Below are 20,082 nucleotides of genomic sequence, written 5' to 3' on the forward strand. Positions count from 1 at the left end.
GTCACAGGTCCGGTTCGTCACCCGATGTCTGACAGGTATCAGTCTGGCGGCTGCCAGCTGGCGAGCGGATAGCGCTGTATGGTGCCCCAAACCCGCTTAATGAGAGGAAAGAGCCGGTAAGCGGCCCCATTCTCCCGACAGCTTTACAGGCGACAACGGACTACCAGCGACGGATGGCCTTCGGCTCGACACCCGACTGGTTTCACATCAGTGAGGACGAGGACATCGTCTGGGAGAGCCGCCCCCATCCGATTACGATGGGGGCCAGACTGCCAGTCGGGATTGGACTCGCGCTTGCGGGCCTGCTCGTCGCGGGCTGGAGCGTGATCGACGGCCCCAGCCTTCTGACGCTTCTCGGGTTCGGCCTACTCGTCGTCGGCGTGGCCGTCGCGGTCGGCCGCTATCTCGTCTGGACGAACACCCGCTACGTCATCACCTCTTCGGAACTCTACAAGAAACGCGGGGTCATCTCGCGAGACGTCACCCAGTTTCGCCTCGAGCGCGTCCAAAACACTAGTCTCAGTCAGAGCGGGCTCGGTCGCCTGCTGGGATACGGCGACCTGACGGTTTACACCGCCGGCTCCGGCGATCCAGAGCTGACCTTCGAACGCGTCCCAAACCCGGAGGTAGCCAGCAGTCGGCTTAGCGACCAGCTCGAGGCCGTCGCGACCGACGAATCGGCGCTCTGATCGGCGCGCGGTCGGTCCCAGTTGCTCGAGAAACCACAAGACCCATTAGTCGACTCGGCTTCGAGAACCGGTACGATGTCCCCACAGCTGTCTCCCTCCGAAGAGCCCACGGTCTCGCGTCGCTCGAGCGTCGCAGCGAGTGCGGGGGTCGGTGTCTTCGCCGCCGCGATCGGCTATCTCCTGACGTACCTACTGGTCGCCAGTCAGGCCCGCGAGGCTGCCGGCGACACCGTCGCCGAGTGGAAAGCCGTCGCCTGGTTCTTCTACGAGGCGCACCTGGTCGATATCGAGGTCAGTGGTCAAATCGGCTCGTTTGCCGGGATGAGTACTCTCGATCTCATCGCACAATCGGATGCTGCGGGCGCGACCCTGCTGTACGTGGTGCCGCCGCTCGTGTTGCTCGCGGCCGGTGCGGTGCTGGCCCTGCAGTGGAACGTGACCGATCTCGGTGATGCCGTCGTCGCCGGTGCGCCGGTGGCGATCGGCTATGCCGTCGTCATGGGTCTCGGAACTGTCGCCACTGAATCGACCACTGAAACGTCCGCGCTCGGCATCGAAGCGAGTAGTTCGATCGCACCGGCGCTCCTGCCAGCGATCGTCCTCGGCGGCGTCTTGTACCCGCTGGTGTTCGCGACTGCCGGGGCCGCGATTGCCGCCGTCGTCACCACGCGATAGAAGGCGAACTCGAAGGAAACGCCTTTGACCTGTCACACCTCGTTTCTGTGTGATGGAGGTCGCCGAGGTTCTCCCGGAGTTTGCCGACGCGTTCGCGTTCGAGGAGTTCAACCGGATGCAACGCGAGACCCTGCCCGCATTGCTCGAGTCCGACGAGAACGTGGTCGCGAGCGCGCCGACCGCCTCGGGGAAGACGGCACTCGCGGAGCTGGCGATCTGTAAGGCACTCGCCGACGGCGGCACCGCGCTGTTTATCGCCCCGATGCGAGCGCTGACGAACGAGAAAGAAGACGACTGGGACCGGTTCGAGGATCTGGAGTACTCGGTGTACGTCGTCACCGGCGAGCGCGAGCTGAATCCTCGCCGCGCGCGCCGGGCGGACATCCTCGTGATGACCCCCGAAAAGCTCGACTCGGCGACCCGCAAACACGATTCGCGGCGGTACGACTTCGTCACAGACATCGACGTCTGTGTAATCGACGAGGTTCATCTGCTGGACGCGGATCGACGGGGCTCCGTGCTCGAGGTGACGATCTCGCGGCTGCGCCGGCTCTGTGAGCCCCGGATCGTCGCGCTCTCCGCGACGATGCCCAATGTCGGTGATGTCGCGGCGTGGCTCGACGCGCCCGAGGAGTGTACCTTCGAATTCGGCGAGGAGTACCGTCCCGTCGACCTCAACGCGGGCGTCAAGACCTACACGCACGGCGAGAACTCCTTTGCCGACAAGTACCGCCGGCTGTATCGGGCACTCGATCTTGCAGAGCCACACCTTCGGGAGGACGGACAGTCGCTCGTGTTCGTGTCGTCTCGACAGGACACCGTCCAGGCCGCCAAGAAGGCCAGAGACGAGATCGCCGAACGCGATATTCCGATGGGTGCACGCGGCGACTACGACTTTCATACCGAATCGAAAGCCCTCGAGAACGACACCCTTCGAAATTCCGTGCTCGACGGCGTGGCCTTCCACCACGCCGGCCTCTCGAAGAACGACCGCGACCTCGTCGAGGAGTGGTTCAAGACGGGCCACGTCGAACTGCTCTTTTCGACGTCGACGCTGGCCTGGGGGGTCAATCTGCCCGCCCGCTGTGTCGTGATCCGGGATACGAAACTCCACGATCCGCTCGAGGGTGAGATCGACATGAGCCCCCTCGACGTACTTCAGATGCTCGGGCGCGCGGGGCGTCCGGGCTACGACGATATCGGCTATGGCTGGGTCGTCTGCGATACCGCGGAGGCAGACAAGTACCGCCGCCTCCTGCGTGATGGCAAGGAGATCGAGTCCCGTCTCGCGGAGAGTCTGGCGACCCACCTCAACGCCGAGATCGCGATGGGCACGATCACCGATCTCGAGGACGTAATGGACTGGCTCGAGACGACCTTCTACTACGTCCGCGGGCAGTCCAAACCCGACGACTACGACTTCCCAAACCTCCGCCAGCGTGTCCGGGACTGTCTCGAGGGGTTGGTCGACCGTGGCTTCGTCGAGACTGGTGAGGACCTCTCGATCGAGGCCACGCCGCGGGGCGTGTTGACCTCGAAGTACTACCTCCGACTCGACACGGCAGCCCGATTCGCGGCACTATGTGATCGCGTCGACGACGGAGACGAGTTGATGACCGGCGACGTCCTCGAGACGATCGCCACCGCCGCGGAATTCGACTCCGTTTCGGCCCGTCAGGACGAACGCGACGCGATCAGCGCGGTGCTGGTCGGCCAGGAGACGGGCGACCTCGAGGCAGGCCAACGAAAGGTGCTCGCGATCCTTCGGGGTGCAGCCAGTGGCTCGACGCCTGCGGAACTGCGTAGCGACGCCTGGGTCATCCGCCAAAACGCCACGCGGCTCGTCTCGGCGCTCGAGGCGTTCCTCGATCGCTTCGTCGGCCCTCATGCGTCGAACCTCGCGCGGCGAGTCGAGGCCCGCATCGAGAACGGCGTCGCCGAGGACGCGGTTGGACTCACCGCCATCGACGGCGTCGGTCCAGGTCGTGCGAGCAAATTAGCGAAAGAGGGGCTGTCGACCCCTGGCGACGTCGTCGACGCGGGCGTTGCGGGGCTCGTCGACGCCGGCCTCTCGGAGGGCGTCGCCGAGGCTGTCTACGAGGGAGCCCAGTCGCTGCCCGCGATCGACCTCGAGTGGGGACAGTTCCCCGACACCATCGCGACCGGCGAAAACGAGGTTTGTGAAGTCACGGTCCGAAACGTCGGCGAACCCGCTCGTGCCGGCATCCGCGTGACCGTCAACGGGGTCGAGATGACGAGCACGAATACCTACCTGCGCGACACCGAAACCGTCCCGGTGGGCGTCTTCGGAGCCGATGCCGACGAACTCGAGTTTACCGTCAGCGTCGCCTTCCCCGAGGAGCCGCTGGTGCCGGTCGAAGCGACCCGGACGGTCGAGGTCCGGTAGCGACGACTCCCGACGGCGGCTCTGCTATTGCTTCGTTAAGCTTGACAGAGAGTTATTCTCATAACTTCGTGTAATAATCCGATGAACGGTAAGTGCACAGACAGCACTGAGCGATATCACCGTCCGTTGTTGTACGGCCAGTTGGAGCCGTCTCCACCAGCGATGACTGCCGCTCCAGCTTCTGAGGCTTCTTGATTATCAGTGTCGTCATTTTCGCTATCTTTGCCTTTGTCATCATCTCCGTCATCGTGCCCGAGCCACTCCAAAACAGCAATTGAAGCGGTCACAAGGACGCCCAATGTCGATACAACCTGTAAGATTGTTATAAATCCCATACAAGAGTAAGTCCTGTTGTCACGGATAAGAGAAGGGGTCATGCAGGTGTAGCCGCTCAAACCCCCAAATATCGACATCTGAGTGAGATGTGTTCTGCTAACTCAATACTCGTATCATCTAAATTCCGTCGAGAGAGTTTCTCTTGGAGGTGTTTTTTCGAACGGTTAGTAGCACTAAGTCAATCGGCCAGAAGTATGTCCGCGTGAGCCTCTCCTGACGGTCTATCATCAGATATACTTATCAGTCAATTCAGTCCAGAGTACCGTGAAATCTCCCCTGTCGAACGAACTCTGTGAGTCCGTGTACTGCTACGAGGTCAACCCGAGTACGGCGTCCCGTAGCTCCGCAGGCGAGTCCACGACTTTGTCAGCCGGCGAGCGGTCGATATCGCCGTGGGCGTCGATCCGGTAGGCGACGACGGTCATGTCTGCCCGCGCAGCCGCCTCGATCCCGTTTGCCGAGTCCTCGACGGCGACGCAGTCGGCGGCAGGGGCGCCGAGTTCGCCCGCGGCGTACTCGAAAACGTCCGGTTCGGGCTTGCTCGCGGCGTCGATGTCGTCGGCGCTAATGACGCGATCGAACGAGTCCTCGAGCGCGAACTGCTCGAGGACCATGCCGATCCAGTCGTGGGGTGACGACGACACGAGCGCCGTCGGAACGCCGCGAGCGTCCAGCTCGGCGAGGAGGTCGTGGAAGCCATCGAGGAGGGCCGCGCGCTCGGTGTAGATCTCCTCAGCGGCGGCGTTGAATCGCTGGATGAACTCCTCGCGGGAGATGGCGGTCCCGTACTCTGCCTCGAGGTAGTCGTAGATCTCGCGGAAGTTCATGCCACTCGTCTCGGCGACGGCGACATCCGTGTCAGGGACCGTCGCCGGCAGGATCTCTTCGCGCTGGAAGTCGACCCAGAAGTCTTCGCTGTTGACGACGACGCCGTCCATATCGAACAACACAGCGGTCATGTACGCCGGTGGTAGTTGATCGGCCCGTATAGCCGTTTGGCACGCAGCAGTGAGGGCGATGAGGACGTCACCGCCCGACTGTAGATCACGTCGACGCGAGACGTGTGGCGATCCTGTGGCGCTGGTGCTCGAGGGTGACGTGCTCGCCTCGTGTCGCGACGACGCGCGCCGGCGGCGCGGTTGACGAGGTATCGGATCCGAATCGCGGTTTCCTGTTCGCCGTCGGCTCGAGCCTGCTCGATCCACGTTGAACGGGTCACAAACCCCCGAAAACGTCCGTTAAATGGCCGTAAACGGATGCAAACCGCGTTCACCACGATCCCCCTTCAAGTCCATCCGACCACCGGGCATCGGTTGCAAGCTATGAAACGAACGACGCTCATCGCTGCCGTGTTCGCAGCACTGATCGTAGCGAGCGGGTTCGCCGCCGCGGCACCCGGAAACGCACCCGTCGACGTTGACACGGGCGCGGATCGTATCGACGACCACGCAGCGAGCAACGCACAGCATGCAGCCGACAACGCGAATCGAAGCGAGAACAGCACCGCTGCCGACGAGCGGAGCGAGAACAGTGCCGCTTCGGACAACCGCAACCAGAACGGTGCTGCTGCCGACAAGCGCAGCGAGAACAGCGCCGCTGCCGACACTGACAACGGTAACGGACAGGGACCGGCCGTCGACCTTCCTGCGCAGGTTCCGGATCACGTCTCCGCGGTCCACGACAAGATTTCGTCGTTCCTGAGTGGTGACCTCGGGAGTCGGCTCGGTGAGGCGATCAGCGCAGTGACGCCGGGCGACGACAACACCGACGAGACCGACGCGACTGACATCACCAACGAAGCGCAGCCGACCGACACCGAAAACGCCGATAACACCGCCGACCAGTCCCAAGAGACCGACGATGGACAGGCCCAGTCGGACGACACACAGACTGACAGCGAACAGCGTCAGTCGAGCGACGAGCAGACTGCCGACACGCAGCCCGACGGCGACCAGACAGCATCGGACGACACGCAGACCAGCGCCTAACTGACGTCCCATGACACCAGCGCCGCCGGCCTCGGTCGGCATCGAACATCGGTTGCTGACATTCGCCGTGAGCCTGCTCGTCGGCGGCGGTGCCCTCCACGTCGGCACACACGTCGTCTCTGACGGGCAAGACTTCGCCCACGCGGTGCTGACTGCACTGCTCGGTGCGATCGCCTGGGCCCTCCTCGAGCCAGTGCCGCTGCTCGGCGAGTTACTGGCGATCGCCGCGTGGATTGGCGTCGTCAGGTGGCGCTCCCAGCTCGGCTGGCTGCACTCGGCCGGCGTCGCCGTCGTCGCCTGGATGGCCGCGGTCGTCATCCTCGCGGCACTCGAGTTGCTCGGTATCGGCCAAATCTCGGCACTCGGCGTGCCGGGGGCTTGAAGTATCCCTGCTGGCGCTCCCTTCCCACCCCGCTGACGCTTTTTTCGCTGCCAACTGCTGGCGGTTCGAACCGACTGAACCGGTTCGCTCTGGGGTGTCTGTGATTGGCCAAACAACATGATTACTATAGTATACTTCTCTTCAGTATCGGACGAATAGGGCGGATAAAGCGCAGTGAACGCACGATTTCTTACTTTCGCATGTTTTAACTGAGGTGGCAAGAACCGACGCATATGAACAGTCGCGTCGGCATGACGATCGTGGTCGTCATACTGCTTGTGACCGGAACGGGGCCGGTTGCGGCCGCGACCGGGGCGACGAACCCCAGCCGCACGCAATCAAACCCGTTCGTGCTGCAGGACACGCAACTCGATGCGGACGAGGTCCGAATGGACGTGGCGCTCCAGCCGAACGGGACCGCCGAGTGGACCCTCGAGTTCTGGGTCCGGCTCGACGATACCGAGAGCACGACGGCGTTCGAATCGCTCCGGGATGACATCCAGGATGATCCCGGGAATTACACGCAGTCGTTCGCCGATCGGATGACAGAGACGGTCGCTGCGGCACAGAACGCGACGGGCCGCGAGATGTCCGCCGACGGATTCGCCGTCGAGACCGAGCGCCAGTCGTTCGCCCGCGAGTACGGCGTCGTCAGATACACGTTTCGCTGGCATGGGTTCGCCGCTGTCGATGGCGATGAACTCCGAGCAGGCGACGCCATCGAGGGAATCTACCTCGACGACGGGACGCGACTGCTGTTCGAGTGGCCCGACGGCTACGAGCAAACGTCGGTCACGCCTGATCCGGACGAGAACCGTGAGACCGTCGTGATCTGGCGCGGCGAATCGACCGATTTCATCTCCGGCGAGCCGCGCATCGTTGTCACTGCTGGGGGCAGCGGAGTCAGCACGACGACGATCGCAGCCGTCGCGCTCGCCGCAGCCGGGGCCGGCGCTGTCGGCATGTGGTGGTACCGCAATCGGCTGTCGACAGCGGGGCCGACAGCCGACGGCCACGGACGCCCGGATCGTGGCCCCGACTCTGGCTCCGCGACGACGTCACCGGACTCGACCGACGAATCGGCGGGCTCGAGCGCGACCGCCACACCTGATATGGAACTGCTCAGTAACGAAGAGCAGGTCCTTCGACTCGTCAGTGATAACGGCGGCCGGATGAAACAGCAGGCGGTCGTCGAGGAACTGGGCTGGACCGACGCGAAGACCAGCAAGGTGGTCAGTGGCTTACGCGAGGAAGGCAAACTCGAGTCGTTCCGCCTCGGCCGTGAGAACGTACTCTCGCTGCCCGAGGCCGATGAGCTCACGATGGAACCCGATAGTGACAGCGAACAATGATCCACTCCCACTGCGCGAACCGAACGGCGAGTGCGCCACGGCAAAACTCGTCGAAACCGACGGACGGCATCGGATCGAAAACGGCGTTGAACGGCGTTAACCGTCGTTGAATCCAGGACACCGTCTCGAACGTATATCATCATACAGATACGATAGCCACCAATGAACCGATCTCTCTCGATCGCACTGGCAGCGATCCTCGTCGTCGCGACGGTCGCAGTTCCGGTCGCGGCGGCGAGCGTCGTTTCGAGTGCCACTGCCCAGGACGATCCCGAATCGAACGCCGAGACCGAATCGATCAAACCCGGCGCACGCTTCGCTGCGGCCGTCGGCGTCCAGCACGCCGAACTCGAGGGCGATGTCTCGACGCGGGCCATCGATATCAGGCTTGCAAACGCCGAGACCAACGCGACGAAAGCGTCCCTGATCGCAGACCACCTCGAGACGAGTGAAACGCGGCTGACGGAACTCGAAGCCAGACTCGAGCGGCTGAACGAGTCCCGCGAAGCCGGCGAGCTAAGCGAGGGCCGCTACCGTGCGGAAGTCGCACAGACCGCAGCCGAGATGCGAACGATCGAGCGCCAGACCGCGATCGCCGCGTCGACGGCAGCCGACCTCCCTGCTGACGTGCGCGACGAACGTGGCATCGATATCGAATCGATCCGAACGCTGCGTGACCGTGCAGCCGATCTCGGCGGGCCTGACACCGTGTCGATCGCGCGCTCGATCGCCGGCGACGACGTTGGCCGGTCGATCGGCGACGGCCGAGAACCCCGCGGGCCCCAGCGGAGTGCCATTGAGTCGCCGGGCGGCCAGAACGGAACTGCCGCCCCGCCGAACGAGAACTGACACCGTCGACTCGCGAGTGCGACTGCACTCGTGTTTTTTGATCCCTGAGACTGTAGTTCGGCGGGATGGTCGACGCGTATGCGATGCTCGATACCGCGGCCGGAACCGAAAACGACGTGTGTCAGGCCCTGCGTGATGCAGAGGGCATCGCGGGGGTATACGCTATCGCGGGCGATTTCGACGTCATCGTCGAGCTGACGGGTGACGACCCTCGCGATCTCCTCGAGACGGTCACCGACACGATCCGGCCGCTCGAGGGCGTCGGGACGACACGAACGTACGTCTGTATTGACTGAGACTGCTGTCCGCGGGTTTACATACGAAGCCGCGGCCAGCCCGCCTATGATCGACGACGCGATCCGCGTCCTCGCGGGTGACTGCACCGTCATCGCCGAGGCTGACGACCGCCAGGAGTACCGCGGCCGGGTGACGACGATCGTCAAACCCGACAACACCGTCCTCGTCCACGACACCGACGGCTACCAGCCAGTCGCGTGGCTGACCCGCGCCGATAGCGTCTCGAGCGACCGCCGAGACGGCTTCACCCTCGTCGCGAAAAAGGACACCCAGACGCTGCGGATCGCCGCCCACGAGCAGGACGGCTTTGCCCACTACCCCTCCTCGGCGGCCGGGACGCCTGTCGGAACGTGTCCGGACTGTGGCGGGGCACTCGTGCGCTCGAACGATGTCCACTGTGTGGGGTGTGGCGATCGCTACGGCGTGCCGGCCGACGCGACGATTCGTGATGACCAGTGTGATTGTGAGTGTGGCCTCCCGAAGATGCGCGTCGAGCGCGGGCGTGCGTTCAACGTCTGTCTCGACCGGAGCTGTGAATCCCTCGACGCGGCAGTCACGGAAGCGTTCGATCGTGAGTGGGCCTGTCCGGAACCCGACTGTGACGGTGATCTTCGGATTCTCCGTCGCGGCGGTCTTATCGCCGGCTGTGAGCACTATCCCGATTGTGACACCGGCTTTGCCGTCCCCGCCGGCGTCGTCGACGGCGAGTGTGGCTGTGGCCTGCCGACCTTCGAGACCGCAAGCGGCATCCGGTGTCTCGACGCGACCTGTGAGCGCGCGCTCGAGGGGACGCTCACGCCCGAGCCCGCGGCTGACGACTGATCACCAGTCGATACCGGACCAGCCATCGCGCGATAGCTGCCTGACCAGCCGCCACTGCGGTGGGTGGGACTGAAAGGGGCTTCCGAGGTAGTTGCACTTGGCGATCCAACCCAAACAGGATCACGACTGACGGACGGGAATCGATCCGCAGCCCCTTAGTCGCGGCCGCCCAACACCCGCTATGACACTCGAGGGGCGGTTCGACGACGGCGTCGTCCATGTTGGCGGCGACGCACGCCAGCGGTATCACGATTCGCGGGGGTATGGCTATCCACTCGAGGGCAACGAGATCGCTCTCGCACCCGTCGAGGCGGCCCACCTGCTGTATCGGGGCGATCTCGAGGCGGTGATCGATGAGAGCGGCGAGCGACTCTCCTTTCGGGAGTTCGTCGCGCGCGAGCCCGGCGAGAACTTCGACGTGCGGTTTCTGGTCTATGCGGACCTGCGATCGCGTGGCTTCTATCTCTCACCGGCCGCCGAACCGTGGGTTCCAAGCCCGCCCGGCGGCGCGGCCGACTTCGCGGTCTTTCCGCGTGGGAAAGGGCCTCGAGACGGTGAGATCGAATACGCCCTGCGGGTCATCGGAGAGCGAACCGACGTTCCCGCCAGCGAGCTTCAGGAAGGCGTCTTAGCGGTCGTCGACGAAGAGAGTGAGATCACCTATTTCGAGGTCGATCGTCGCGATCCGACCGGGACCTCCGGCACCGACGCGACGTTGCCCGACAACTGCGGGGCCGACCTGCTGGCCGATCGGGTCGTCGTCTGGGAGCCACCGCTTGAGCTCTACGAGCGGACGTTCTACGGTCAACCGCTCGAGGGCAGGGAGTACGACGAGCCGACGCTGCAGTGTTCGCTGCTCGAGGCAGCGTATCTGGCCGAACGGGGTGCAATCGACCTCGATCCCGCGACGGTTCGCGAGCGGGGCCGCGATGTCGAAGGCGAGCGGTTCGATCGGCGGTTGACGGTCTACACCGAGCTCCGGGACCGCAACGTCGTTCCCAAAACTGGCTATAAGTTCGGCGCGGACTTCCGGACGTACGCCGACGTGGAGTCAGTCGAAAACCTGGGTCACTCAGAGTTACTCGTCCGAGTCCATCCAGCCGAGTACGTCTTCGAACCGCGCGATCTGGCACTGGACGTGCGGCTTGCCCACGGCGTTCGGAAGACGATGGTGTTCGCGCTGGTCGACGATGACGCCGACGGCAGCGACGGTATCGAGTGGTGGTCGCTCGAGCGGCTGACGCCCTAATACTATCGGCTAATTGTCAGTGGCGGGTGTCTGGCCCGACCGTGTCTCGCGTGCGGCCAGTGTGCGAACCGTGGCGTCCGACAGTATGAAAGCCCCGACGGACAAGGATCGCATCATGCAACTCGAGGTACTCGGCGTCGGCGGCGCAGGCTGTCGGATCGCTGATGCGATCCGCGCGGCGGAGCCGGCAGAACACTCGTTTCTCACCGACGTCACGGTTTTCGACACCGACGAGGCTGATCTGAACCGAACCGTTATTCCGGAATCTCACCGCGTGCAGTACGGTCCGGCCAGTGACGGCGGACTTGACGGTGACCTCGAGCGGGGACTGACGATCGGTCGAGAGCACGCCGACGACCTTCTGGAGCGGCGCGATCGAGACGCTCCGACGGCCGACGCGGTTCTCGTCGCGGTCGGCCTAGGTGGGGCGACCGGCGGCGGAACGGCCCCTGCACTCGTCGCGACACTCCAACAGCGCTACGACGTACCGGTCTACGTCCTCGCGACGCTGCCGGCCGACCGCGAGTTCGCCGCCACGGCCGACGCGTCGGGACCTGGACATCGTGTCAGCGACCCGGCTGCCGGCAGTGAGACGCCACCACGACCGAACGCAGCGGCGAACGCGGTCGCCACCCTCGAGCGACTCGATGGGGTCGCAAGCGCCATCATCTGTTTCGACAACGAGGCGTGGCTCCATCCCGTTGAATCGCTCGCTGACGCTCGCGATCGCTGTAACCGCGAACTGGCGACGCAAGTCGAGGCCGTCTTCGCTGCCGGCGAGCGATCGGCTGGAGCGGTCGCCCAGACCGTCATCGACGCGAGCGACGTTCGGCGGATCGTCGGCGACCAGTCTGCCATCGTCACGCTCGGCTACGACGACGTGGCTGTCGAAACGGGCGGGTCGCGCTTTGGTCTCGGACTCTTCTCGTCGCCGCCTGACGTCGAGACGAGCGAGGCGGTCAGCGCCATCGAGACCGTGGTCCGAAAGGGGATCCACGGCAAACTCTCCCTCGAGTGTAACCTCGAAACGGCCGCACGCGGCCTGCTGGTCGTCGGCGGGCCGCCGGCGTGGCTCAACCGCCAGGCGATCGCCGAGGGGCGACAAACCCTCGAGTCGGCACTCGATGGGGCGGGCGTCCTCGGCGGTGATGCACCACGACCCGACGGCGAGTCCGTCTTCGCGGGCGTTGTCCTCGCTGGCGTCGAGTCGGATCGGCTCACAGCGTTGCGAGCGGCAGCCCAGCGGCCGCCCGAACCGTAAGTCACCAGCGCATCGTCAGGGCCGAAGCCGAAGGCTTTTGCGCGCTGCCGAGCCAAACCCGGGTAATGACCGGAGACGACCCACTCGAGGAGTCCGAGTCAGGGGAACCGCTGACTGACGGAGGGGCTGCAGGTGCCGACGACGTTGCGCTTGACCCCTGGGGGTCCTCGAGCGTCTCCGACTACCGCAAACTGTTCGAGGAGTTCGGGATCGAAGAGTTCGACGAGGTCTTAGAGCAGGTTCCAAACCCGCACTACCTGATGCGACGGGGCGTCATTTTCGGCCACCGGGACTATCGCCCGGTCGCCGAGGCGCTACAAAACGACGAGCCTGCGGCCGTCCTCTCGGGCTTTATGCCCACCGGCGACCCCCACATCGGCCACAAGCTGGTCTTCGACGAGATCATCTGGCATCAGCAACAGGGGGCCGACGCCTACGCCCTGATCGCCGACCTCGAAGCCAACTCCGCCCGCGGGATGAGTTGGGAGGAAATCGACGAACACGCACGCGATTACCTGCTGTCCTTGCTCGCGCTCGGATTTGATCCAGAAGAGGGTGAACTCTACCGCCAATCGGAAAACCGCGAGCTGCAGGATCTGGCGTTCGAACTCGGCGCGGAGGCCAACTTCTCGGAGCTCCAGGCGATCTACGGCTTCGACGGCGAAACCGACGTTTCGCACATGCAATCGGTCGTCACCCAGATGGCCGACATCCTCTACCCGCAACTCGAGGAGCCCAAACCCACGGTCATCCCTGTCGGCCCCGACCAGGACCCCCACGTCCGGCTGGCTCGCGACCTGGCCGAGCGGATGCGCTTTTTCAAGGTGAGCGAGGCCTACGCCAGCTTCGAACTCGAGCCTGACGAACGGGACCTGGTCGCCGACTTCTACGACCGACTCGAGCCCGCCGAGTTCGACGACGACACGCTCCGGTGTGTCCACGTCGCCGAAGCGGTAGAGGAGACGCCGCTGTCGGACCTTGAGGCCGACGCCGACACGCTGAGTTCGGTCCTGACGAAGCTGAACGAAGCCGGCATGGAGCCAATCCGGCCGCGAACCCGCTTTTCCGATCGGCGGGCGACCGACGAGGCGTTCGACGCACTCATTGAGGCCATCGAGGGCGAAAAGCGGGTCTACGAGAACCACGTCGACGCCTTCGAGATCGATCTCGCCGAGGCTGAAGAACTCGCCCGTCAGGTCGAAGTCGACACCGGTGGCTACGGCTTCCAGCCGCCGTCGTCGATCTATCACCGATTCATGACCGGGCTGACCGGCGGTAAGATGTCCTCCTCGATCCCGGCGAGTCACATCTCGCTGCTCGATGACCCCGAGGACGGCTACAACAAGGTGAAGGCGGCGACGACCGGCGGCCGCGAGACCGCCGAAGAACAACGCGAGAAAGGCGGGAAAGCCGACGAGTGTCCCGTCTACGAACTCTACGCCTACCTGCTCTCCGGCGACGACGACGAATTCGCCAAGCGCGTCTACGACGAGTGTGTCGGCGGCGAGCGCCTCTGTGGTGACTGCAAGGAACAGGCGGCGCAGTTGATGCGGGAGTTCCTCGAGGAACACCAGGAGAAACGCGACGAAGTCGAGGAGTTGCTCGCGGACGTCGACATCGAACTCGAGTCGCCACGGCGTCGCTAGCAGGGTGATCACGCGGTTTCCGTCCGGTCGTGGCACCGCCCAACGTGCATGCGACCGATTTTCTTTCGGGCGCGAACGGGGCCGGGACTTGCTGTCTGACGAAGCTATATACGGTTGTTCGTGAAACGAAACAGTACTGATGGGTCGGTCCCTCCGCCCGTCGGACGACGACCTCTGGGTCTCCGCTGACGTTCTCGGTGCGTTCGGCGTCACACTGGCGGACCTCGAGCACGCACCGGCCAGCGATCGCTCTCTCGAAGCGGCGCTTGCCGACACGCTCGCGGCAGGTGTCGACCGAACGACGGTGTTGCGCCGGACGATCACCCGAAGCGACCGCGGGCTCGCCTGCTCGGCCCGGTATGCAACAGCCGACCTCGAGTCGGAACTCGTCGCTGTCTTCGAGGCCATCGGCTGGTCGTTGTCCGTCTCGCACACGCGTGACGGGCTGGCCCTCACTGCGGCCGATCACCACGATCGACGGCGTGAGACGACCGTCACGTACCCCGACACGCCGCTTGGAACCGACAACCTCCCGGCCGTCCTGTGGGCGATCAACGACGCCGTCCTCGACGGAACCGACGCACGGTTCGTCCTTCTCTCGAGTGGTGTTGACCGCTGGCGGGCTGCCCTCATCGACAAAGCCGAACTCGAGCAGCTCCGCGATCGCTACGGCCCGCGAATCGACGCCGTCGAGCAGCCGTTGTGTCCCGAATATGGGCCCGCAGCGTACGTACCCGATGCACCGGCTAACGACGCGATCGGAGCGGCAACCGGCGAGCCGTGGCCGCCGTGGGCGCTCGAGCGTGACACTCGTCGGACGGGCACTCAAACCGAGAGCGACAGCGTCGACTCGCTCATCGACGAAGCGGAGCCGTCGACGGATACGGACGCGGCGTCGGTGTCCGGCGGCGCGAACGAGATCGACGGCTTCGAACTGCGAGGGACGCCCGCACGCTCGCGAAACGACGATACCGATGGCGTCAAATCCACGGAAGGCACCACATCGACGGACGCCGACGACTTCGGCACGCTCTCGGGCACCAGCCAGACCGCACGCGTCACCAACGACGCGTTCGGGACGGACGTCGACTGCGGGTCCGACGACGACCGGTATCGTGCGCTCGGGGCCGCACTCGACGCCGGCGGGACCGTCTCGGTGCGGGGATTGCTCGAGGACGACGACTTCCTGCCCGAACTGCCAGCAACCGAGTCCGAGGAGGTCCGCATCGAGTTCACCGAGGAGTTCGACCCCGCGGCGATCCCTGAAGCGACGGCGACTGCCGAGGAGGAAGGGTTCGAATGGGTCGATTCGGGCTCGCTCGAGACGACGCGCGTGCCGAACGGGTGACGATCTGTGAGTGGCCGCGGCCGGCAGTCGGACTCGAGTGGTGTGCTGACGCGCATCACAACGTTTTTGGCCCGCTCGCGAATCATCCTGAATATGGCACTCGAATCCCGCGGCCGACGTGCGCGTGCCGGTGTCCTGTCGAGGAGACAGGGCTCGGAACGCAAACGGCGTGCGTGTTCCGGTGTCGGCGGGCAGCCACCGCGACTACAGACGGGATTCGACTTCTTCTTTGCCCGGTGAGCCGGGCCGGTGGATCTGCGTACGTCCACACCGGACGCACGCGGCGAAACCGACCGTTCAACACCGCTGCCGGGACCGCCCCGGGCAGTATCGGAACCGCTAACTGACCGACACGCAGCCATCCAAACAAGCGAATGCAACTTCCAGCACAACAGGTCGCGGTCTTAGAGATCGCAAGTGCGGACGAGGCAACGTCCGTCGACGCCCTCGCCGCGGCGACCGAGCTCCCCCCCGAAACCGTCACCGGGGCCGTCTTCGAACTCGAGGACGAGGGACTGGTCGCCGTCAGCGAACGTGTCGACGAAACGATCGCGCTCACCGACGAGGGACGCGAGTACGCCGACGAGACACTCCCCGAGATTGCCCTCTACGAGGCCGCGCTCGAGGCGGGTGCCGACGACGAGCCAGTCTCGATGGGGCAGGTCATCGGTGCATCCGGGCTCGAGGGCGGTGCGGTCGACATCGCGCTCTCGAACTACGCGCGCAAGGGCTACGGCGTCATCGACAGTGGCGAGATCACGGCCGACGCCGACGCTGATCCGGCGGCCGACACAGAGGCGAACGCGCTCGCGGAACTCGCCGACGTCGACGATGCGCCAGTCGACAGCGTCGATATCGATGCGGACACGCTGGATCAACTCGAGCGGCGCGGCTTACTCGAGCGCCACGAGTCGACGGTTCGTGAGGTAACGCTGACCGAACTCGCCGTCACGGAGCTGATGGCGGGGATCGAGACCGCCGAGACGGTCGGCCAGGTCACTCCCGAACTGCTCACCAGCGGCGAGTGGGAGGACGTCGAGTTCGCCGAGTACAACGTCGAAGCAGACGCCGAACGGTTCGAGGGCGGCAAGGTCCACATTCTGCGTCAGACTGCCGAACGCGTCAAGGATGTCCTCGTGGGGATGGGCTTCCAGGAGATGGAAGGCCCCCACGTCGACGCGGACTTCTGGATCAACGACTGCCTGTTCATGCCCCAAGACCACCCGGCGCGGACCCACTGGGACCGGTTCGCTCTGGAGCAGCCAACCCACATCGACGAACTTCCCGATGATCTCGTCGACCGCGTCGAGCGCGCCCACAAGGAAGGCGTCGGCCCGGACGGCGATGGCTATCACTCGCCGTGGGACGAGGACTTCGCGCGGGCGCTGGCCCTGCGTGGCCACACCACCTCGCTGTCGACCCGGTATCTCTCCGGCGAGGAGATCGGCGATCTCGAGCCGCCACAGCGCTACTTCAGCGTCGAGAAAGTGTATCGCAACGACACGCTCGATCCGACCCACCTCCTCGAGTTCTTCCAGATCGAGGGCTGGGTGATGGCCGAAGACCTCTCCGTGCGCGATCTGATGGGCACCTTCGAGGAGTTCTACTCCCAGTTCGGCATCACGGACATCCAGTTCAAGCCCCACTACAACCCCTACACGGAGCCCAGCTTCGAGCTGTTCGGCACCCACCCGACGACCGGCGAACTCGTCGAGATCGGCAACTCGGGTATCTTCCGCGAGGAGATGCTCGAGCCGCTGGGCGTCGAGTGTGACGTGATGGCGTGGGGACTGGCCCTCGAGCGACTGCTCATGCTGATGTACGGCTTCGAAGACATCCGGGACATCCACGGAACGCTGTGTGACCTGGAACTGCTGCGCGAGACGGAGGTGACCTACTGATGCCCACGGTCGATATCGACCCCGACGAACTGCGCGACCTGACCGGCCACGAGGAGAAAGATGACGAGGAGCTGAAAGACGACCTGTTCGGCCTCGGCCTCGAGTTCGAGGGCCGCACCGAAGAGGGCGCGTTCGAACTCGAGTTCGCGCCCGACCGACTCGACCGACTCTCCGTCGAGGGTGTCGCCCGCTCGATGCGCTACCAGTACGGCGACGCGCGGGGGATCCACGTCCCTTCGCCGAACTCGGCGGACTGGACCATTGAAGTGGACGAGTCGGTGCCCGACGAGCGCCCCTACGTCACGGGCGCGGTGATTCGCGACGTGGATCTCGACGAGGAAAGTCTCGACTCGCTCATCCAGCTGCAGGAGAAACTCCACGCAACGATGGGCCGCAAGCGCGCGAAGGGCGCGATCGGGATTCACGACCTGACGATGCTGAAAGGGACGGCCGCAACCGAAGGCAACCCGACGATCGAATACGTCGGCGTCGAACCCGACGGCGACCGGTTCGTGCCCCTCGATTCCGACGCGGAGATGACGCCGGCGGAGGTACTCGAACAGCACCAAACCGGTCAGACCTACGCCGATCTGGTCAGCGAGTACGAACGCTATCCGGCGATCTACGACGACATCGGGCTGTTCTCGTTCCCGCCGGTGATCAACGGTCGCCGGACCGAGGTCTCGACGGACTCGCGGGACCTGTTCGTCGAGATGACCGGCACCGACCAGTGGACGATCGATAAGATGCTCAACATCGTCTGCTATGCGCTTGCGGCACGCGGAGCCACGCTCGAGGAAGTCACCATCGAATACTCCGACCACGAGCTCGTTCGCCCCGACTTCTCGACCAAGACGAAGACGGTTGCCCACGACCGCATCGAGACGATCCTCGGCATCGGACTCGACCCCGACGAGGTGATCGATCTCGCCGAACGCTCGGGTCTCGAGGCCGAGAAGGAAGAAAACGAGGACGGCGACCTCGTCTACGAGGTGACGATCCCGCCCTACCGCGTCGACGTCCTTCATCCGCTGGACATCATCGACGACCTCGGACGCGCCTACGGTTTCAACGAGCTCGAGCCACGGTACCCTGACGTGGGAACCGTCGGCGGCCGTCACGAACGTTCTCGCCTCGAGCGCGCGGTCCGCGAGGGCCTTGTCGGCCTGGGCTTCGAGGACCTCCTGAACTTCCACATGATCAGCGAGGCGGAGAACTACGACCGGCTCGACGTTTCGCCCGGTGAAGACGTCTACGGGGCCGGTGAGCCCGCGACGATCAAAGAGCCCTACAGCGAGGACTTCACCATGCTGCGGACCTGGGTCATGCCGTCGCTGTTGATGGTCTTAGAGCGCAACACCCACCGTGCGTACCCGCAGGACCTCGCCGAGATCGGTTTTGCAGCCGAGATCGACGAGGACGAAAACACCGGCGTCACGGAGGGTCGCCGCGTCGGGGCCGTCCTTGCCAGCCACGACGCCGGCTACGAGGACGCCAAGGCCCGCCTCCAGGCGCTCGCGCGTAACTTCGATGTCGAGCTCGAGACGCCGCCGACCGACCACCCAACCTTCATCTCGGGCCGCACCGCGGCGGTCGTCATCGACGGCGAAGAGGTCGGCGTGATCGGCGAAGTGCACCCGAAGGTGCTCGTCGAACATGATCTCGAGGTGCCGGTCTCTGCGTTCGAGTTCGATCTCGAGGCGCTGCGCTGATACGGTCTGCTGTCACGAGTTCCCAGTGGGACCGCAGTGCGGGTCGTGGGCGGGCCGGACCTGACTGACAGGAGTCCGGATGAGAAGACAGCAGATTTCTCGAGCGTGACGTTGCGTCTGCGGTTAGCGGTCAAGCGGTTGTACCGCGAGCGAGTGAAACGAGCGAGCGGGCCGACGACTGACTCGGAGCGAACGAGAGCGCGGCGCTACGGGCCGCGAGTCAAGTGAGCGGAGAGGAAGGAGGAGTGCTTTTCATCGACGTTTTGCCGAGGGTGCGCCGAAGGCGCGCCCGCAGAGCAAAAGGTCGGTTGTTAGAATTCGTGTTCGACGTCGTCCTCGTCTGCTTTCTGAATGATGATTTTACCGTCCCGGACCCGGACGAAGACCTCGTCGCCGATATCCATGCCCGCGACTGCGAGTTCATCCTCGTGGAGATTGAGGTGGACGTTGTGGTAGTTACCGTCTTCGTCTTTCGCACCGCTTGGACTCAGCTTCTTTTTCCGTACCATCGCGGGATTCTATTCCGAACTTCGCCGTAGGATATACTTAAGTGTTTTCGACGCCCAGGCAAATGACGCCGATTGCGGATCCTGCAGACGAGTGGCGCTAGCGCTGTACTTAAAGATACCGACGCAGTCGGCTGGTTTCCGGGGATATCTTTATGTCGGGTCGTGTGCTCGTTTGACACGGAGGCGAAAATCATGGTACGCGAAGACGGTAAACGAAACTTTGCCCTGCGTGAATCGGGCGGTGACGAATCGAGTGTCTTTTCTGGCAATACACCCCGTCAGGCCGCGCTCAAGGCGGCCCGACGGCTCGAGCCCGGCCCGAGCGAAGAGGGGGCCGAGCGCGTCGAACTCAAACTGCGAGAGAAGGGAACGGACAAGGTACACATCTATGAGGGTTGGGCCTGGGAGGAGACGGCTCCAAGCGACAAGCCTGACTGGATGCCGGACGAGATCACGGAAGCAAACGTCTCGAAGAAAGGAATTGATCACTTAGACGAGTAGTCCGTCTGCTTTGTTGTTTTCTCTCGTGTGCCCGGCCGATAGCGATGCCGTCGTCCAGCGCGTGTGGCGCGTACCAGCCCTGACAGCCAACCCGCGGTTGCCCGTGTCGATTGTAGGTATTGTCGATCGAACTGGAAGACCCGACGGTCTTTTGACCC

The 20,082-nt window shown here is 64.3% G+C and carries 21 protein-coding genes; 17 read left to right on the forward strand and 4 right to left on the reverse strand.

The features are described from left to right. Nucleotides 1-173: 173 nt before the first annotated feature. The 3 genes from BSG09_RS08230 (at nt 174) to BSG09_RS08240 (ending at nt 3,771) form a co-directional block, all read left to right on the forward strand. Nucleotides 174-689, forward strand: a complete 516-nt coding sequence (locus tag BSG09_RS08230; RefSeq protein WP_092931998.1) for a PH domain-containing protein — start codon at nt 174-176, stop codon at nt 687-689. A 75-nt stretch (nt 690-764) separates the two neighbouring features. Continuing rightward, nucleotides 765-1,364: a hypothetical protein gene (locus tag BSG09_RS08235; RefSeq protein WP_092932000.1), complete on the forward strand. Its 600-nt coding sequence runs from the start codon at nt 765-767 to the stop codon at nt 1,362-1,364. 52 nt (nt 1,365-1,416) lie between these two features. Next, entirely contained in the window at nt 1,417-3,771 is a 2,355-nt protein-coding gene (locus BSG09_RS08240; RefSeq protein ID WP_092932002.1) for a DEAD/DEAH box helicase, read from the forward strand. 116 nt (nt 3,772-3,887) lie between these two features. Here the strand turns inward: BSG09_RS08240 and BSG09_RS08245 are convergent, their stop codons facing one another. The 3 genes from BSG09_RS08245 to BSG09_RS20125 all read right to left on the reverse strand — a co-directional run bounded on the left by BSG09_RS08245 (nt 3,888) and on the right by BSG09_RS20125 (nt 5,326). Then, nucleotides 3,888-4,106, reverse strand: a complete 219-nt coding sequence (locus tag BSG09_RS08245) for a hypothetical protein (protein ID WP_139246194.1) — start codon at nt 4,104-4,106, stop codon at nt 3,888-3,890. Nucleotides 4,107-4,415: 309 nt separating this feature from the next. Then, entirely contained in the window at nt 4,416-5,066 is a 651-nt protein-coding gene (locus BSG09_RS08250; RefSeq protein WP_092932006.1) for an HAD family hydrolase, read from the reverse strand. Next, complete coding sequence (locus BSG09_RS20125) at nt 5,063-5,326, reverse strand: hypothetical protein (RefSeq protein WP_139246195.1); 264 nt, start codon at nt 5,324-5,326, stop codon at nt 5,063-5,065. Before BSG09_RS20125 ends, BSG09_RS08250 begins: the two co-directional genes overlap by 4 nt. A 103-nt stretch (nt 5,327-5,429) precedes the next feature. Between BSG09_RS20125 and BSG09_RS08255 the strand changes: the two genes are divergently transcribed. The 13 genes from BSG09_RS08255 to pheT all read left to right on the forward strand — a co-directional run bounded on the left by BSG09_RS08255 (nt 5,430) and on the right by pheT (nt 18,914). Further along, complete coding sequence (locus BSG09_RS08255) at nt 5,430-6,095, forward strand: hypothetical protein (protein WP_092932008.1); 666 nt, start codon at nt 5,430-5,432, stop codon at nt 6,093-6,095. Nucleotides 6,096-6,105: 10 nt separating this feature from the next. After that, nucleotides 6,106-6,477, forward strand: a complete 372-nt coding sequence (locus BSG09_RS08260) for a hypothetical protein (RefSeq protein ID WP_092932010.1) — start codon at nt 6,106-6,108, stop codon at nt 6,475-6,477. A gap of 233 nt (nt 6,478-6,710) precedes the next feature. Further along, a complete protein-coding gene (locus BSG09_RS08265; RefSeq protein ID WP_092932012.1) occupies nt 6,711-7,829 on the forward strand; it encodes a helix-turn-helix transcriptional regulator in 1,119 nt (372 codons plus the stop codon). 162 nt (nt 7,830-7,991) lie between these two features. Further along, on the forward strand, nt 7,992-8,678 hold the full coding sequence (locus BSG09_RS08270; RefSeq protein WP_092932014.1) for a hypothetical protein: 687 nt from the start codon (nt 7,992-7,994) through the stop codon (nt 8,676-8,678). A 65-nt stretch (nt 8,679-8,743) separates the two neighbouring features. Continuing rightward, nucleotides 8,744-8,974, forward strand: coding sequence for an Lrp/AsnC ligand binding domain-containing protein (locus tag BSG09_RS08275; RefSeq protein ID WP_092932016.1), 231 nt, complete (start codon nt 8,744-8,746; stop codon nt 8,972-8,974). A gap of 46 nt (nt 8,975-9,020) precedes the next feature. After that, nucleotides 9,021-9,797 carry an endonuclease NucS domain-containing protein gene (locus tag BSG09_RS08280; protein WP_092932018.1) on the forward strand — a complete coding sequence of 259 codons (777 nt, stop codon included), beginning with the start codon at nt 9,021-9,023 and terminating at the stop codon, nt 9,795-9,797. Nucleotides 9,798-9,978: 181 nt separating this feature from the next. Then, nucleotides 9,979-11,046 (forward strand): tRNA-intron lyase, encoded by a 1,068-nt coding sequence (gene endA, locus BSG09_RS08285; RefSeq protein WP_092932020.1) that lies wholly within the window; start codon nt 9,979-9,981, stop codon nt 11,044-11,046. 115 nt (nt 11,047-11,161) lie between these two features. Then, nucleotides 11,162-12,307: an FtsZ/tubulin family protein gene (locus BSG09_RS08290; protein ID WP_092932114.1), complete on the forward strand. Its 1,146-nt coding sequence runs from the start codon at nt 11,162-11,164 to the stop codon at nt 12,305-12,307. Between the two features lie 65 nt (nt 12,308-12,372). Then, nucleotides 12,373-13,953 carry a tryptophan--tRNA ligase gene (locus BSG09_RS08295; protein WP_092932022.1) on the forward strand — a complete coding sequence of 527 codons (1,581 nt, stop codon included), beginning with the start codon at nt 12,373-12,375 and terminating at the stop codon, nt 13,951-13,953. 139 nt (nt 13,954-14,092) lie between these two features. Beyond that, complete coding sequence (locus BSG09_RS08300) at nt 14,093-15,301, forward strand: hypothetical protein (RefSeq protein ID WP_092932024.1); 1,209 nt, start codon at nt 14,093-14,095, stop codon at nt 15,299-15,301. Between the two features lie 93 nt (nt 15,302-15,394). Then, nucleotides 15,395-15,541 carry a hypothetical protein gene (locus BSG09_RS20760; RefSeq protein WP_175542171.1) on the forward strand — a complete coding sequence of 49 codons (147 nt, stop codon included), beginning with the start codon at nt 15,395-15,397 and terminating at the stop codon, nt 15,539-15,541. Between the two features lie 134 nt (nt 15,542-15,675). Next, nucleotides 15,676-17,202, forward strand: coding sequence for a phenylalanine--tRNA ligase subunit alpha (gene pheS, locus BSG09_RS08305; protein ID WP_092932026.1), 1,527 nt, complete (start codon nt 15,676-15,678; stop codon nt 17,200-17,202). Continuing rightward, a complete protein-coding gene (gene pheT, locus BSG09_RS08310; RefSeq protein ID WP_092932028.1) occupies nt 17,202-18,914 on the forward strand; it encodes a phenylalanine--tRNA ligase subunit beta in 1,713 nt (570 codons plus the stop codon). Before pheS ends, pheT begins: the two co-directional genes overlap by 1 nt. A 311-nt stretch (nt 18,915-19,225) precedes the next feature. Here the strand turns inward: pheT and BSG09_RS08315 are convergent, their stop codons facing one another. Continuing rightward, nucleotides 19,226-19,423 (reverse strand): hypothetical protein, encoded by a 198-nt coding sequence (locus BSG09_RS08315; RefSeq protein WP_004215684.1) that lies wholly within the window; start codon nt 19,421-19,423, stop codon nt 19,226-19,228. Between the two features lie 192 nt (nt 19,424-19,615). On the opposite strand from BSG09_RS08315, the gene BSG09_RS08320 reads away from it, so the two are divergent. Beyond that, complete coding sequence (locus BSG09_RS08320) at nt 19,616-19,924, forward strand: non-histone chromosomal MC1 family protein (RefSeq protein WP_092932030.1); 309 nt, start codon at nt 19,616-19,618, stop codon at nt 19,922-19,924. The last annotated feature ends 158 nt before the right edge of the window (nt 19,925-20,082 follow it).

The organism is Natrinema hispanicum (assembly GCF_900111485.1).
GTDB lineage: Archaea > Halobacteriota > Halobacteria > Halobacteriales > Natrialbaceae > Natrinema > Natrinema hispanicum_A.